Source organism: Streptomyces sp. NPDC050548, assembly GCF_044457385.1.
In the GTDB taxonomy this organism is placed as follows: domain Bacteria; phylum Actinomycetota; class Actinomycetes; order Streptomycetales; family Streptomycetaceae; genus Streptomyces.
On the sequence record NZ_JBITGV010000002.1, the window covers coordinates 13,785 to 28,589 of the forward strand.

At 70.6% G+C, this 14,805-nt stretch carries 11 protein-coding genes and 1 tRNA gene; 9 read left to right on the forward strand and 3 right to left on the reverse strand.

Annotated features, from left to right (window positions below):
* Window positions 1–8: 8 nt before the first annotated feature.
* Together ACIBJH_RS05980 and ACIBJH_RS05985 are read left to right on the forward strand one after the other, a co-directional pair.
* Complete coding sequence (locus ACIBJH_RS05980) at window positions 9–869, forward strand: intradiol ring-cleavage dioxygenase (protein ID WP_399115628.1); 861 nt, start codon at window positions 9–11, stop codon at window positions 867–869.
* Window positions 866–1,936 carry a maleylacetate reductase gene (locus ACIBJH_RS05985; RefSeq protein ID WP_399115629.1) on the forward strand — a complete coding sequence of 357 codons (1,071 nt, stop codon included), beginning with the start codon at window positions 866–868 and terminating at the stop codon, window positions 1,934–1,936. Before ACIBJH_RS05980 ends, ACIBJH_RS05985 begins: the two co-directional genes overlap by 4 nt.
* Here ACIBJH_RS05985 and ACIBJH_RS05990 read toward each other — a convergent pair whose 3' ends face one another.
* The gene (locus tag ACIBJH_RS05990; RefSeq protein ID WP_399115630.1) at window positions 1,937–2,515 is read right to left on the reverse strand and encodes a TetR/AcrR family transcriptional regulator; all 579 of its coding nucleotides are present in this window, start codon (window positions 2,513–2,515) and stop codon (window positions 1,937–1,939) included.
* A gap of 148 nt (window positions 2,516–2,663) precedes the next feature.
* On the opposite strand from ACIBJH_RS05990, the gene ACIBJH_RS05995 reads away from it, so the two are divergent.
* From ACIBJH_RS05995 to ACIBJH_RS06010, 4 genes are all read left to right on the forward strand, one after another.
* Complete coding sequence (locus ACIBJH_RS05995) at window positions 2,664–4,130, forward strand: MFS transporter (protein WP_399115631.1); 1,467 nt, start codon at window positions 2,664–2,666, stop codon at window positions 4,128–4,130.
* Window positions 4,131–4,156: 26 nt separating this feature from the next.
* Window positions 4,157–4,921: an NUDIX hydrolase gene (locus ACIBJH_RS06000; RefSeq protein WP_399115632.1), complete on the forward strand. Its 765-nt coding sequence runs from the start codon at window positions 4,157–4,159 to the stop codon at window positions 4,919–4,921.
* Window positions 4,922–4,990: 69 nt separating this feature from the next.
* Window positions 4,991–5,905, forward strand: coding sequence for a YceI family protein (locus ACIBJH_RS06005; RefSeq protein WP_399115633.1), 915 nt, complete (start codon window positions 4,991–4,993; stop codon window positions 5,903–5,905).
* A gap of 60 nt (window positions 5,906–5,965) precedes the next feature.
* Window positions 5,966–6,039, forward strand: a tRNA-Pro gene (locus ACIBJH_RS06010).
* A 519-nt stretch (window positions 6,040–6,558) separates the two neighbouring features.
* On the opposite strand, the gene ACIBJH_RS06015 is transcribed toward ACIBJH_RS06010, so the two are convergent.
* The gene (locus tag ACIBJH_RS06015; RefSeq protein ID WP_399115635.1) at window positions 6,559–10,518 is read right to left on the reverse strand and encodes a helix-turn-helix domain-containing protein; all 3,960 of its coding nucleotides are present in this window, start codon (window positions 10,516–10,518) and stop codon (window positions 6,559–6,561) included.
* A 3-nt stretch (window positions 10,519–10,521) separates the two neighbouring features.
* Entirely contained in the window at window positions 10,522–11,604 is a 1,083-nt protein-coding gene (locus tag ACIBJH_RS06020; RefSeq protein WP_399115636.1) for a hypothetical protein, read from the reverse strand.
* A gap of 369 nt (window positions 11,605–11,973) precedes the next feature.
* Between ACIBJH_RS06020 and ACIBJH_RS06025 the strand changes: the two genes are divergently transcribed.
* From ACIBJH_RS06025 to ACIBJH_RS06035, 3 genes are all read left to right on the forward strand, one after another.
* Window positions 11,974–12,378: a hypothetical protein gene (locus tag ACIBJH_RS06025; RefSeq protein WP_399115637.1), complete on the forward strand. Its 405-nt coding sequence runs from the start codon at window positions 11,974–11,976 to the stop codon at window positions 12,376–12,378.
* A gap of 230 nt (window positions 12,379–12,608) precedes the next feature.
* Window positions 12,609–13,301, forward strand: a complete 693-nt coding sequence (locus ACIBJH_RS06030; RefSeq protein ID WP_399115638.1) for a response regulator transcription factor — start codon at window positions 12,609–12,611, stop codon at window positions 13,299–13,301.
* A gap of 407 nt (window positions 13,302–13,708) precedes the next feature.
* Window positions 13,709–14,794, forward strand: coding sequence for a sensor histidine kinase (locus tag ACIBJH_RS06035; RefSeq protein WP_399115639.1), 1,086 nt, complete (start codon window positions 13,709–13,711; stop codon window positions 14,792–14,794).
* The last annotated feature ends 11 nt before the right edge of the window (window positions 14,795–14,805 follow it).

Consider the following 14,805-nt stretch of genomic DNA (forward strand, 5'->3'; position numbering starts at 1 on the left):
GAGCCGACATGACCACTCACGTCACCGTCACGGACGAGGCCGTCGCGAGTCTGCGGGACACCGCCGACCCGCGCCTGCACGAACTGCTGTCGGGCCTGATCCGGCATCTGCACGCGTTCACGCAGGAGACCCGCCTCACCCAGGCGGAATGGGAGCGGGCGATCCGCTTTCTGACGGAGACCGGCCAGGCGTGCACGGACACCCGGCAGGAGTTCATCCTCCTGTCGGACGTGCTCGGCCTGTCGATGCTGGTGGAGACCATCAACGGCGACCGGGTCGCCGGATCCACCGAGTCGACGGTCCTCGGCCCCTTCCACATGACCGAGTCGCCGGTCCGCGAACTCGGCGCGAACATCGACCTGGTGGGCGGCGGCGAGCCCTGTGTGGTCAGCGGCCGGATCGTGTCGGAGGACGGCACCCCGCTCCCGGGCGCCCTCCTCGACGTGTGGCAGGCCGACGGCAACGGCTTCTACGACGTGCAGCAGCCGGACGTCCAACCCCCGGGCAACGGACGGGGGTTGTTCACCACGGACGCCGAGGGCCGCTTCTGGTTCCGCACCTGTGTGCCGAGCCCGTACCCCATCCCCACGGACGGCCCGGTCGGCGACCTCCTCAGGGCGACCGGCCGCCACCCCTACCGCCCCGCCCACATCCACTTCATCGCCTCGGCCGACGGCCACGCCCCCGTCACCACGCACATCTTCGTCGCGGGCAGCGACTACCTCGACTCGGACGCCGTCTTCGCCGTCAAGCAGAGCCTCGTCGCGGACTTCACCCCGACCGACGACCCGTCCCTGGCACGGGAGTTCGGCATCGAGAACCCCTTCCGGCACGCGCGGTTCGACCTCGTACTGGAGCAGAGCGAGTGAAGGGCTCCCTCGACTTCGCCTACGACGCCCAGCCCATGCGGGTCGTCTTCCGTCCCGGCGCCGCACTGACCGCGACCGCCGGCGAGGCCGAACGGCTCGGGCTGCGGCGGGTGTTGGTGCTCTCGGGCGCCCGGGGCGCGGACACCGCGCAGGCCGTCGCCGACTCGCTGGGGGAGGCGTGCGTCGGGGTGCACGCCGAGGCGAAGATGCACGTCCCGGTCGAAGTCGCCGACCGTGCCGTCGAGTTGGCGCGCTCGCTGGGCGCCGACGGCTGTGTCGCGGTCGGCGGCGGCTCGTCGATCGGCCTCGGCAAGGCCATCGCCCTGCGCACCGGCCTCCCGCTGATCGCCGTGCCCTCCACCTACTCCGGCTCCGAGATGACCCCGGTCTGGGGCCTCACCGAACACGGCGCCAAACGCACCGGCCGCGACCCCGCCGTCCGGCCCCGCAGCGTCGTCTACGACCCCGAACTCACCCTGGAACTCCCCGTACCGCTCACGGTGACCAGCGCCATCAACGCCACCGCGCACGCTGTCGAGGCCCTCTACGCCCCGGACAGCTCACCCTTGATCGCGCTGATGGCGGAGGAGGGCGTCCGTGCGATGGCGGGCGCGCTGCCCGAACTGGCCGCCGAACCACGGTCGTTGGAAGCCCGCGGCCGCGCCCTGTACGGGGCGTGGCTCTGCGGCTCCTGCCTCGGCGCCACCACGATGGGCCTGCACCACAAGCTGTGCCATGTCCTCGGCGGCACCTTCGGCCTGCCGCACGCGGAGACCCACACGGTGGTGCTGCCGTACGTGCTGGCGTACAACGCGCCCGCCGCGCCGGAGGCGGCGGCCGCCGTGGCCCGTGCGCTGGACGCCCCGGTCGCCCCGACTGCCCTGTGGGAGCTGGCCGGACGGCTCGGCGCCCCGCGCTCGCTCGCCGAACTCGGCCTGAAGGAGAGCGACTTGGCGACGGCCGCCGCGCAGGCGGTGAGCCAGGCGTACGCCAACCCCCGGCCGGTCACCGAGGAGGGCGTACTCGCCCTGCTGCGGGCGGCCTACTTGGGAACCGCCCCCGTGTAGTCAGCGGTTCGTGCGGACGCCGTCCAGCGCGATGGCCAGGACGCGGTCGCGCTGGGTGTCGTCCACGAACGTCGTCCCGGTGATCCCGGCCACCAGGCGCAGCAGATCACCGAAGTCCATGTCGGTGCGGGCCAGGCCCGCCTTCTGTGCGCGCTCGAACAGCGGGCCGCCCGCCGAGAACATCGACTCGCGGCAGGTCCCGAAGATCTCCGAGTCGTTGTCCAGCGCCTGGCGCACCGCCTGCTTGGTCACCATGTAGCCCGCGAAGCGGTTCAGCCACGACGTCAGCGCCTCCCACGGCTCCTGGTCGGCGACGGAAAGGGCGACCTGGCACAGGGCGTTGACCTCGTCCGCGTAGACGCTCTCGAAGAGGGCCCGGCGGGTCGGGAAGTTGCGGTAGAGGGTGCCGATGCCGACGCCCGCGCGTTTCGCGATGTCCTCCAGCGAGGCTTCCGCGCCGTGCTCCGCGAAGGCCTCGCGGGCGGCGGCCAGCAGGGCGTCGTAGTTGCGGGCGGCGTCCTTTCGGTGGGGGCGCTGGGCCGCGACGATCTCGCTGACGGGGAACGGCTGGGCCGTCACTGGTGCCTCCCGGGCGGATTCGGTTGAACCGGAGGTGTGCCTCCGTTATGGTGGAGGGGTACCTCCACTTTAGCAGTGGCGGGTGCGTACCGCCGTGGACGTGTGCGTGCGGACGGCACCCTGCCCGCTTGTTTCGGAGAGGCTCTCCATGCCCCGCACTTCCACCACCCGCCTCACCTTCGCGGTCCTCGCGACGGGAGCGGGCGTCTTCTCCATGCTGCAGTCGCTGATCGCGCCGGCCCTGCCGACCGTCCAGCACGCGCTGCACACCTCCCAGTCCACCGCGACCTGGGTGATGACGGCCTATCTGCTGTCCGCCTCGGTCTTCACCCCCATACTCGGCCGCGTCGGCGACCTGATCGGCAAGAAACGCACGCTCGTCGCCGTCCTGCTGGCCGTCCTGGCCGGCTGTCTCGTCGCCGCGCTCGCGCCCAACATCGGCGTACTGATCGTCGCCCGGGTCGTCCAGGGCATCGGCGGCGCGCTGTTCCCGCTCTCCTTCGGCATCATCCGCGACGAGTTCGACGCGTCCCAGGTCCCGGGCAGCATCAGCAACTTGTCCGCCGTGATCGCCGCCGGCGGCGGTGTCGGCATGGTCGCCGCCGGACCCATCGTGTCCGCCCTCGACTACCGCTGGCTGTTCTGGTTCCCCGTCGGCATCGTCGCCGTCACCACCCTCATCGCCCTGCGCTACGTCCCCGAGTCGCCCAGCCGCGCCGACGGACGGGTCAACTGGTCCGGCGCCGTGCTCCTTTCGGGCTGGCTGGTGGCGCTGTTGCTCCCGCTCAGCCAGGCGAGCCGTTGGGGCTGGGGCTCCGTCCGGGTCGTCGGACTGTTCGCCGCGGCCGTCGTACTCTTCGCGGCCTGGCTGTTCTCGGAGGCCCGCTCCCGCAGCCCGCTCATCGACCTCAAGGTCATGCGACTGCCCTCCGTGTGGACCACCAACACCGCCGCGCTGCTCTTCGGCGCCGGCATGTACTCGATCTGGTCCTTCCTGCCCGGCTTCGTCCAGACCCCCTCCTCCGCAGGCTACGGCTTCGGCGCCAGCGTCACCGCGTCCGGACTCCTCATGCTGCCGATGCTGATCGCGATGTTCGTCTCCGGCGTGCTCAGCGGTCGGCTGGAGCCCGTCGTCGGCGCCAAGGCGCTGCTCACCACCGGGGCCGCACTCGGCGCGGTCGCCTGCGGGATCCTCGCCCTCTGGCACGACCAGCAGTGGCAGATCGCCCTCGTCGCGGGCATCTTCGGATTCGGCATCGGACTCGCCTTCGCCTCCATGGCCAATCTCATCGTCGGCAGCGTCCCGCCCGAGCAGACCGGCGCCGCGACCGGCATGAACGCCAACATCCGCACCATCGGCGGCTCCATCGGCGCCGCGGTGACCAGCGTCCTGGTCACGGGCCGGCTCCAGGCATCCGGCCTGCCGTACGGCTCCGGGTACACCCACGGGTTCGCGCTGCTGGCGGTGCTCTGCCTGGCGGCGGCACTGGCCGCGCTGATGGTGCCGGTGCGGCGGGCCGGCCGTGGCGGCGGAAAGGCCGTCGGCGGCTCGGAGTCGGCGCTCCTGAAGGCGGAGGAGGAAGCGTCGGTGATGGCTCCCGGCGCCCTCAACTGACCCGGCCGGTGTGCCAGCATGAGCCGATGATCGAACAGAGCGCGCGGCGCCCCGGCGCCGAACTCCTGGACGTCCACCGGCTCAGGCTCGTCGAAACAGCCGCTCCTCGGCTCACCCCCGAGGAGCGGCTCGCCATGAACAGGGCCTGGGACGAACTGGTACGCGTCAACCCGAGCTTCTTCGACGGGCCGGTCGTGGTGTGCGCGGGCGCGGAACGGGAGGGCCCGTCCGGTCTGGTCGTGTCCTGGGTCAGAACGACGTACCGGCATTTCGCCCTGCGACGCGTCCCGGGCCACGCCTCGTCGATGCCCTCCCTCTTCGCCTCCGTCCTCCAACCCGCCGACGACGGGCGCCTGTTGGTGGGGCGCATGTCGAACTCCACTGCGGCGCCGGGACGTTGGCAACTACCAGGCGGATCCGTCGAGCCACCCGACGGAGACGACCCCCTCGACTTCGAGGCCCTGCGCCGCCACGCCGCACGGGAGTTGGCGGAAGAGGCGGGCATCGACACCCCGCCCGAAGACCTCACCTACTGGAACGTCACCCGCGCCGGAAACGGCAGCATCGGCGTACTGTTCCGCGCACCTTCCCTCCCGGAGGCGCGACTGCGCGAACGGTTCGAGGAGGTGGTGGCCGCGGAGACGGCACAGGGCCGCGAACCGGAACTGAACCGCATCGCCCTGATCGCCTCCACGGACCGACTCCCGGACCTGGCGGGCCCGCACGCGGACTATCTGGAGCCAATTGTCCGCCGCTACGCGGAGAGCGGCGGAACGGGTGTCTCGATATGAGACACCCGCAAAGGTGATGAAGCCTTCAGGATCGGCGGAGCACGACCGCTGTGAAGAAAGGTGATCACCATGGCCCTCGCACTGCTCAGGCGCTGGCTGCCCCAAGGCGCCTCCGCCCCGGCGGCGGGCCTCTCGCTCCCCCTCCCGCCCGGCGCCGGCGGCCTCGGCCGGGAGATCGTCGACCCGGTGGGCGCGCCCATGGCGTCCGCCGACGTCACGGTGACGGCTCTGGACTCGCACCGCGTCGCCGCCTCCGGTACGACCGACCCGTACGGCTTCTTCCTCGCCGCGCTGCCGCCCGGGCGCTACAGCCTCCTCGTCTCGGCCCAGGGACTCCAGCCGCACCAGGAGACGGTGGAGATCGCCGCCGGAACCGCCGTGCCGACCGAACGCGTGTGGCTCCAGCCCGGCCGCGCCCAGGAACTCCCGCCGCCCGGCACCTGGCTCTTCGACCCGCCGCACACCGCGATCCGCTTCATCGCCAAGCATGTCGGCATGGCGCATGTGCACGGCAGGTTCGAACGCTTCCAGGGCGGCATCCAGATCGCCCAGGACGTGGCCGAGTCCAAGGTCCACGTCCGCATCGACGCGTCCAGCATCACCACCGGCAACACCACGCGGGACAACCATCTGCGCTCCGGTGACTTCCTCGACGTGGAGCGCTACCCGTACATCGACTTCACCAGCACCCGGTTCGCGTACCGGGGCGGCAGCAAGTGGACCCTGCAGGGTTCGCTGACGATGCACGGCGTGAGCCGCTCGGTGAACCTGGACACGACCTACCTGGGCACGGTCAACGGCGGCTACGCGGAGGAACTCCGCTGCGCGGCCCTCGCCACGGCCGAACTGCACCGCGAGGACTACACGTTGAACTGGCGAAGCATGCTCGCCCGGGGCATCGCCGTCGTCGGCCCCACCGTGCAGCTGGAGCTGGACATCCAGGCGATGTACCGCACCCACGACACCCCGACGCCGCCGAAGTGACCCGGCACATGCGGTAGGGTTTACCTGCGCGTTCACCCGACGGACCGGGTGCGACGCGACCGGGACGTGGCGCAGCTTGGTAGCGCACTTGACTGGGGGTCAAGGGGTCGCAGGTTCAAATCCTGTCGTCCCGACTCGACGGAGTCGTTGGTCGAGGGGCGGTTCCGGAGGAATCCGGAACCGCCCCTTGATCGTTGTCGGGGACCAGTTGGGGACCAGCCGCTCTTGACCGGGGTCAGCGGGTGAGGACGGTCGTTGCGGGAAAGCCGCGAGGGGCGCGCAGCACGCTGAGGTGTGCGGAGAGAGCCGTACCGGCGGCCGTGAACCAGTTCGGTCCGGTGCGGCGGAAATGGTGGCGGCGCAGGTGTGGTCTGGCGCACACGGCCCTCAATCAGGAGGCAGACGCCTGTGGCTGCGCCTCGGGCTGCAACTGGGAGTGTTCTTCGCGCTCACCCTGTCTCATGAGACAGGGTGTTGATCACGAGCCAAGCGCTGGGCCTGAGAAGTCCCTTTCAGGGCAGGCGAGTTGGTGGTCCCTGTGCTGGTGGAGGCTGGGATGACCGGGGTGCGACTCGTGTATCCGACGGATGGGTCGCCTGCGGAGTACCGCCCGGCTTCTCTACGCGTGGATGGTGTTCGCAGCTGTCGCTCACTCATCCACAGGCTGGATCCGTCCCGGCATGCGGCAACAGATGGGCGTCTCTGCGGTGCACAGCAGCATCACTCAAGGTCTGGCACAGCGTCGCCTCCGCATCGGTGTAGGACGTGGGCCAACGGCGGGCAGTGGCCGTGTCCGTGGTCCACAGCCGATCGCCGTTCGGGGCGAGGCGGGCGGACGTGAGCCCCTCGTCCTGGACGTTCACCTGGTAGCGGACGTGCGGGATGCCGACGGATGTGTCCCACACGGCGGCGGAGCCGTCTGCGGAGGAGCTGGCCGCGCGGGTGCCGTCACGGGTGGCCGTGAGCGCGGTGACGGCGCCCGTGTGCAGGGCTGCCGCATCGCCCGCCGGGGACAGCGGCAACGAGGCGGCGTCGTCCCAGCGCCACAACCTTACGGTGCCTTGCTGGTCGCCGGTGGCCAGGCGGGAGCCCCGGGTGCCGAGGAAGGCCACTGCTGTGACCCCATCGGCGTGGGCTGCCAGGACTTGCAGTGCGGGGATGCTCGGTGTCTCACCGGACTTCACTCTTCTGGTAGTTGCGGAACGCCGGGTGTTCCACACGGCCAGTCCACCCAGCTCGGTGCCTCCCACGATGCGGTTGCCGTCGGATGAGAAGGTCAGGGACAGGAGGTGGCTTCGGTCGGCGGGGGAGAGCGAGAGTCGCGTGTCGGGGGTCGGTCGGTTCTCACCCGGAGCCAGGGGTACGTCCCACAGCTGGACGTTCTTCTCGTCGTTGCCGAAGGCAAGCCGGTCGCCCACGGGGGAGAGTGCTACGGAGTACACCGGACGCAGGCTGGAAAGCCGTCCGGCCGCACCCAGGTAACGGACTCGGGCACGGCCGGATGTGTCGTACAGCAGAACCACGTTGTTGCCTGTCGCCACGGCCAGCCGAGTGCCTTCACGGTCGGCGGCCAGGGCGGTCACCTCCCCGGCTGTCGGTAGGTGGTCGGCGGGACGCAGTTCGGCGACGGGGCGGCTCTCGTGGTCGCTCGTGCCCCACAGCCGTACCGTGTGCCGGTCGGCTGTGGCCAGCCACGTCCCGGATGCGGGCATGGCCGATGCCAGGACCGGCATGGTGTGCCCGAGCAGTGTGTTGAGGGGCAGCCTCCAGGCACTGACCTCGTCGCCGCGGGCCGCGCCCGCCAGCAGCATGTCGCCGGTGGGGGAGAATGCGAGGGAGATGATGCTGCCCGGATGGGGCAGGATGAGCAGCGGTCGACCAGTACGCCGGTCGCGCAGCCGGACCGGGCCGTTGTGGTCGGCCTCCGCCAGCAGCGTGCCGTCGGGGCTGTAGGCCATGCCCGCTGCGTACTCGCCCAGGCGCGGAGCGTCGACAGTTCCCTCGCAGACGAAGGGCTCCCGCAATCCGGCCACCGGGCAGATGCGCAGGGAGCCGTCGCCGACGGACACGGCCAGCCGCATTCCGTCGGGCGAGAGGGATGCCTCAGTGGCGCTGGCCTTCAGGCGCATTGTCCCGTGCAGGGAGAAGCCGGCCACTCCCACGTCCGCCGGGCGCCGCCACACTGCGGTGACCCCTCGACCCCGTCCGGTGGAACTCTCGTGGGACCCCGCCGCCGAGAGCAGCCGTCCGGAGGCGGAGAAGGACACGGCGTAGGGATTGCCGTACCACTGCTTGTCCTGGGTGCGCACCTGGTCCTCCGGCGTGGGGTTCGGCAGCCTGACCGAGCGCACCGAGTCGCCGTGCGGACCATGGGCGTCGCAGTCCCACACCAGGACGTATCCCCCCGTGGGATGTCTCACTGCCGCTGCCAGCGCCGTGCCGTCGGGGGACAGACGCAGGTCCCTCACATCGCCCCGGCCGTCATCGCCGGCCCGCCACAGCACCCTGCCGTCACCGAGGTGCAGTTGTGGCCGGTGCACCACACGCCACAGCCGCACCTGATCGCCCGTACCGGCGATCAGGGTGCTCCCGTCCTTGCTGAAAGCCAGCCCGTACACCGGAGTTGTGCCGCCTCGTCCGATGCGGCGGTGCCATGCGGGCCGCGCGGCCGGCAGGCCGTTGTCGGCGTAGGCCCTGCGCAGGGTGAGGAGACCGTCCTCGGTTCCGGTCGCCAGCAGCGCCGGTGCGCCCGGCACCGGGCGGCTCACCGCGAGGGAGGAGAGCCGTTTGCCACCCGCGCCCGTCAGCCGCCGCGCCACCGGGACGCCGGCTGCCGCCGCGACCGCCTCCTTCGCCGCCTGGGACTCGGGTGAGTACCGATGTGCGGCGATCGCCAGTGCGGCAGCCCGTTCCGGGTCCGTGGCCAGCAGCCGGTCCGCGACTGCGGCCGCCTGCCCGGACCGGGCCTTCGTGGTCTCATGGCGGGTGCGGCTCAGGCCGAACCCGGCCAGCACGGTGGTCAGCACCGCGAGTGCCGTCACTCCGGCCAGCGCCACCAGCAAGCGGCGCAGCCGGCGGACCCCGCGTTGCGCGGCCTGTGCCGAAGCGTCCAGGAACGCCCGGTCCCGTGCGGGCAGAGCCTCGGGCCCTGGATGGTCGGCGGCCCACTGGGAGGCCAACGCCAGCGCGGCGCCCTGCAGAAGCAGTTCCTCTCCTCGTCCCGCGAGCTCCCATGCCAGTGCCCCGTCCGCAATGCGTTGCCGTAGCCGCAGCCCCGCACGGTCGGCGTCGATCCAGCCCGCGAGGCGGGGCCAGGCCCAGAGCACCGCCTCGTGACTCAGCTCGACCGTCGCGTCCTCGCAGGCCAACAGCCGCGCCTGGGTGAACGCTTCGGCCACGGCTCGCTGCCCGGGCGTCAGCCGTGCGAGCCGAGCCCGGCGGCGGGTGTCCGCTCCCTGCTCGCCCACCTGCACCAGTTCGAGCAGCAGGTGCCGTGCGGTCTCCCGCTCCGGCGCCGACAATTCCTGATACACAGCCTCCGCACTCTCGGCGATCGCACGGCGCAGGCCGCCGCCCTTCTCGTAGCCCTGCACGGTCAGGTCACGGCCCGTCCGGTGCTGCCACGTCGTCAGGAGCGCATGCGACAGCAGGGGCAGACTGCTCGGCTCCCAGCCGCGTCCCGTGGGGTCGAGATCCTCCAGCAGCCGCCGGACCAGTTCCGGTTCCACGCGCAGCCGCGCAAGCTCGGCAGGGCGTTGCACGGCCCGCAGGAGCTGCGCGCGTGACATCGCGCCCAGCGGTACTGATCCCTCCGCCAGCGCCGCCGCGAGATCAGGATGGGCCAGGCACCGGTCGTAGAAGTCGGCGCGCACCGCCAGTACGGCGAACGGCGCCTGGCACACCGCCGCCACATACGCGGCGCGCTCCGCCGCGTCGGCGCAGAGCGCGAACACCTCCTCCCACTGATCCACGACGAGCAGCAATCGCTCGCCGCCATCGGGAAAGCGCCCCGTGGTGAGTACCTCCGCCACTTCCGCGGCACTGCGCCCGAGCGGTTCAGCGAGCGCGGCCGCCAGCTGCTCCACCGGCTGCGCGGTCGGCGTGACCACGACCGGCGTGAGGGCCGCCGCTTCCTCGGCCGCCACACCGGCTTGCCGCTCCGCCACGCGCGGCAACAGACCAGCCCTCAGCAGCGACGACTTCCCCACACCGGAAGCACCGAGCAGCACCACCGTCCCTCTGCCCGCCTGGACCGCCTGCTGGACCTTCGCCAGCAGTGATCCGGTCGCGTCCTCACGGCCGAAGAACCAGTGCTCCTCTGTCTGAGTGAAGGGAGAAAGCCCCTGATAGGGGCACGGCCCGGGGAGCTGATCGGGCCGCGCCGTGGGTTCCGGGCACAGTCGAGTGAGTTCGCCCTCCGCCCCAAGGGCGGCATCAAGCCGTTCGGCGAGGACCCGCTGTGGCCGTTTCCGTCCGTTTTCCATATTGGACAGATGGCTCTTGCTGTAATGGACCGCGACCGCGAGTTCGCTGAGCGACATGCCGCGGGCCTCCCGCAGCGCCCTCATCTTCGCCCCGAAGCCCTGTGCCGTCGGCTTCCCGGTGTGGTCCACGGGTCACCGCACTTCGGCGAACCGGAACACACCGAGCATGTCCTCGCGCCGGGGGTTGCTCCCGTCCGTCTTCTCATAGGGGTAGAACGACGCCTCGGCTCCCACGTAGCCACGGAACTGATGGTCGTCGCCAATGATCTGGAGCAGCGGCTTGATGTGGGAGTTGCCCGAGTAACACGTGCCGGGGGCCTGGACCAGACAGGAGCACCAGTGCCACTGGGTGTCCCGCCGGTCCTCGCTGCTGACCCGGGTGATGTAGTACTCGATCGAGGTCGCCGGGCGATCGCTGCACTTGCAGACCCCGCTCGTCCCCTGGAAGTGGGTCAGGCACCAGGTGGTGGTCGAGCAGTGCTGGTACAGCGACGGCTGGAACCCGGACTCGTGCTCCTCCGTCTTGACCACGTCGTGGGTCCAGCCGGTGCTCGTGTACGGCAGTGTTCCGTGCCGCTGCACCGTGTCCATCTCCCGCCGTTCGCTGATCGGGGCGTTGCTGCCGTAGGCGTAGCCGGCGGTGCTGTTGTTGGAGCTCACCCACTCCAGGCGGACGAGACCGGACATGGGGTGCACGGACCAGGTCTCGGTGGCACCTCGGGGCCAGCGGATGTCGAGGTAGGTGGTGCTGCCCTGCGGCCGCAGGCTGTACCCGCCCGTGCGCAGCACCGGGGGCCGGGGCGAGGACTTGGCCGAATAACGGGGAGCGGTCATGACCTGGCAGCGGGTCACCTGCCCGGCACCTCCGCTGCACTCGGCATCGGGCAGGGTTCCGGCCCGTTCGCGCAGGAGCTCGTCATCAGGGGCGTTCTGCCGCCATACGAAGGTCTCGGCCCGGACCTGGCCGGTCGATGCGTCGAAGCGGTACCAGCCGAGCTGGGTCCAGTTGTCGTACGTGGTGCCGTTACGGAGTTTCGCTGTGGCGACGACGAAGGTGGTCTTCCCACCGGGCAGGGCTGACGGCACGGCCTGTACGGGGGCGGCGGAAGAGGCTGTGAACAGGGGAAACAAGGCCAGCAGGGGGAGCAGGCACAGCAGGGACAGTCGACGGGTGGGGAGGGAGAACGCGCGGCGCGCGGCGGATTTCTGCTTCACGTCCACGAGCATCGGCCGACCGGAACGAGTTCAGGCGTGGCGACGTGGCGGATTCACCCGGCGTACGAAGGCAGAGCCGGACGGGGGCGCGCGCCCGTCGCGCCCACTTTCCGGCACCAACGGCAGCCCGATGGGTGCCGTACTCCTAAAGGGGTTTCCCCAGGACCGCTCCGCCGCAGCTCAGCGGCGTATTCCGGGCAACGACCGGGAGGAATACCCATCACCTCTGGCAGTGATCCGGTGACGTCCGCAGGGTGGTGGCAAGCCGGAACCGCGCTTGTCCGCAGCAAGCGGCGACCACTGCGGCGGTGCCGGACCCAACCCCTCACCCATGCGTGACACACCGTCACGCCGGAAAGGAACGCAACCATGATCCGCAAGAACACGATCTCGCTTCTGGCCGTGTCGGCGCTGGCCCTGGGCGCAGCGGCGGCCGCACCGTCATCGGCCCTCCCGGCAGCGGCGGCCCAGTCCTGCCCGGCGGTCGGCGGCTCGTCCAGCGGCGCCGACCACATCTCGGTCACCTTCCACAACCGCTCGGTCACCGTCAACGCCCGGGTCAAGGACAGTGGCTCCGGGGCGACGCGGCTGTACGTCTCGACGTACGCCGGCACCACCGAACTCGCCGAACGGAGCAGCTCGGCCGTCGACCAGGGCAGCAAGAACGTCGAGTTCACGGTGCCGGCCGACGTGCGTGGCGGCGCCGACAAGGTCGTCTACCTTGTCCAGACCACCGAGGGGGTGACCAGCGCGGCCGCTTCCTGCGCCCGCTGATCCCTGATCCGGCCCGTACCGGGTTCCTGGACGCCACAGCGTCAGGAACCCGGTCACGCGAACGCCAGCCCGGTCCGAGTCAGTACTGACATGGATGTTGCCCTTCTCTTGAAGCCGACCCCGGCAGGGGTCCGTGTGACAGGACCATGGCAGGGCGGTACTGAGGGGACCCTGAAGGTTCCTGAGGGTTCTTCAGGTTCCTCTCAGTGCCCGGCGGTCATGCTGAGGGCATGCGGATTCTGGTGGTGGAGGACGACCGGCGGTTGGCGGATCTGCTGTGCCGGGGTCTGGTCGGTGAGGGGTATGCCGTCGATGTCGGGCACGACGGGCGCCGGGGTCTGGAGCTGGCGCTGGAGAACCCTTACGACGCGGTGGTGCTGGACGTGATGCTGCCGTATGTGAACGGCTACCGGGTGTGCGCGCGGCTGCGGGAGGCGGGGCGGTGGGTGCCGGTGCTGATGCTGACGGCGAAGGACGGTGAGTACGACCAGGCGGAGGGGCTGGACACCGGCGCCGACGACTACGTGACCAAGCCGTTCTCGTTCATCGCACTTGCCGCACGATTACGGGCCCTGATCCGCAGGGGCCGTCCGGAGCGGCCGGCGGTGCTGCATGTCGGGGACCTCGAAGTCGACCCGGCGTCCCGTCGCTGCCGTCGTGGGGCGGTGCCGGTGGCGTTGACGGCGCGTGAGTTCGCCGTGCTGGAGTATCTGGCCCGGCACAGCGGCCAGACGCTCTCCAAGGGGGAGATCCTGGAGCATGTCTGGGACGACCGTTTCGACGGTGACGTGAACCTCGTCGAGGTCTACGTCAGCGCGCTGCGCCGCAAGATCGACGCACCGTTCGGGCGGCACACCATCCGTACCGTCCGCGGCGCCGGGTACCGCCTCGACCCGGCCGGAACCAAACGGCCACAGCCATGAACTGGCACCGGTCCGTCCTGCGCCTCCTGTGGCCCGCAACCCTCCGCAACCGACTGACACTCTTGGTGGGAGCCAGCGCCTTTGTCCTCCTCGCTGCCATCGCCTCCGCGGTCGCTGTCCAGGCACGCGCGTCTCTGCTCGCCTCCACCCGCCAGCGCATCCCCAACGAGGCAGTCTTCGAACAGGCTGTATGGGCGGGAAAGGGAAACGTGCCGGGTATGGCCTTGTGGTTCGACGCCTCGCCTTCCTCCAGCATCGTTCAACACACGTTCATCGGCATCACTCATAAGGCTCACACCGGCCGGGTACCGCCGTGTACGCCGCACGTGCTCAGCGCAGAGAGCCTTGCCACGCAACGCGAGGCTGTCTGCCTCGCCAAAGGGAACACGCAACGCAAGTCACGAGACGTGTTCATCGGTGGGGAGTACGACCTTGTCAGCGAGGGAAACCTATTGCTGCTGCCCTGGACCGACCCCGTCCACGGTCCGGTTCCTATCCGCCGCCAGGCCACGATCGCACCGGCGTATACCCTCGACCTGGTCTACATCCGGTCGCTACGCCGCGAACAGGCCCATCTCAACGCCGTCGTCTGGCAGTTGGCCGCAGGCACCCTCGGGCTCACGCTCGTCGTCGCGGGCACCGTCTGGCTGGCCGCCGGACGCGTCCTGCGCCCCGTCGAAGCCATCCGCGCCGACTTCGCCGAACTCAGCGCCCACCACCTCGACCGGCGCATCGCCGTACCCCGCGCCGGGCGCGAGATCACCCGGCTCGCCGACACCATGAACACCACCCTCGACCGCCTCCAGAACTCCGTCGAACAGCAGCGCCAGTTCACCGACGACGCCTCCCACGAACTGCGCACCCCCCTCGCCTGCCTGCGCACCGAACTCGAACTCGCCCTGAACCACCCCGACACCGCCGACTGGCCCCAAGTCGTCCACGCCGCCCACGACGACACCCTGCGCCTCCAAGCCCTCACCACCGACCTGCTCCTCCTCGCCCGGCTCGACGCCCCACCCGCCGCCCCACCACCCAGCCCTCCCCTCGACCTCACCGACCTCGTCCGGAACGAGACCGGCCGACGGACACCCCCACCCCACCTCACCCTGACCCTCCACACCGCCCCCGAACCGATCCCCGTCCACGGCCACCACGCACTCCTGACCCGCGTCCTCGGCAACCTCCTCGACAACGCCGAACGCCACGCCACCAGCACCATCACCGTCCATCTCACCCGCGACACCCAACACCGACACGCCGTCCTCGAAGTCCTCGACGACGGCCCTGGCATCCCCCCGGAAGACCACCAGCGAATCTTCGAACGCTTCAGCCGCCTCGACGACGCCCGCGCCCGCGACGACGGCGGCGCGGGACTCGGCCTCGCCATCGCCCAACGCATCGCCACCACACACCACGGCACACTCACCCTCGCCCCGAGCCCCCAGGGCGCCCACTTCCTCCTGCACCTCCCCACCAGCGCAGGCCGGCGCTGAAGCCACTGACC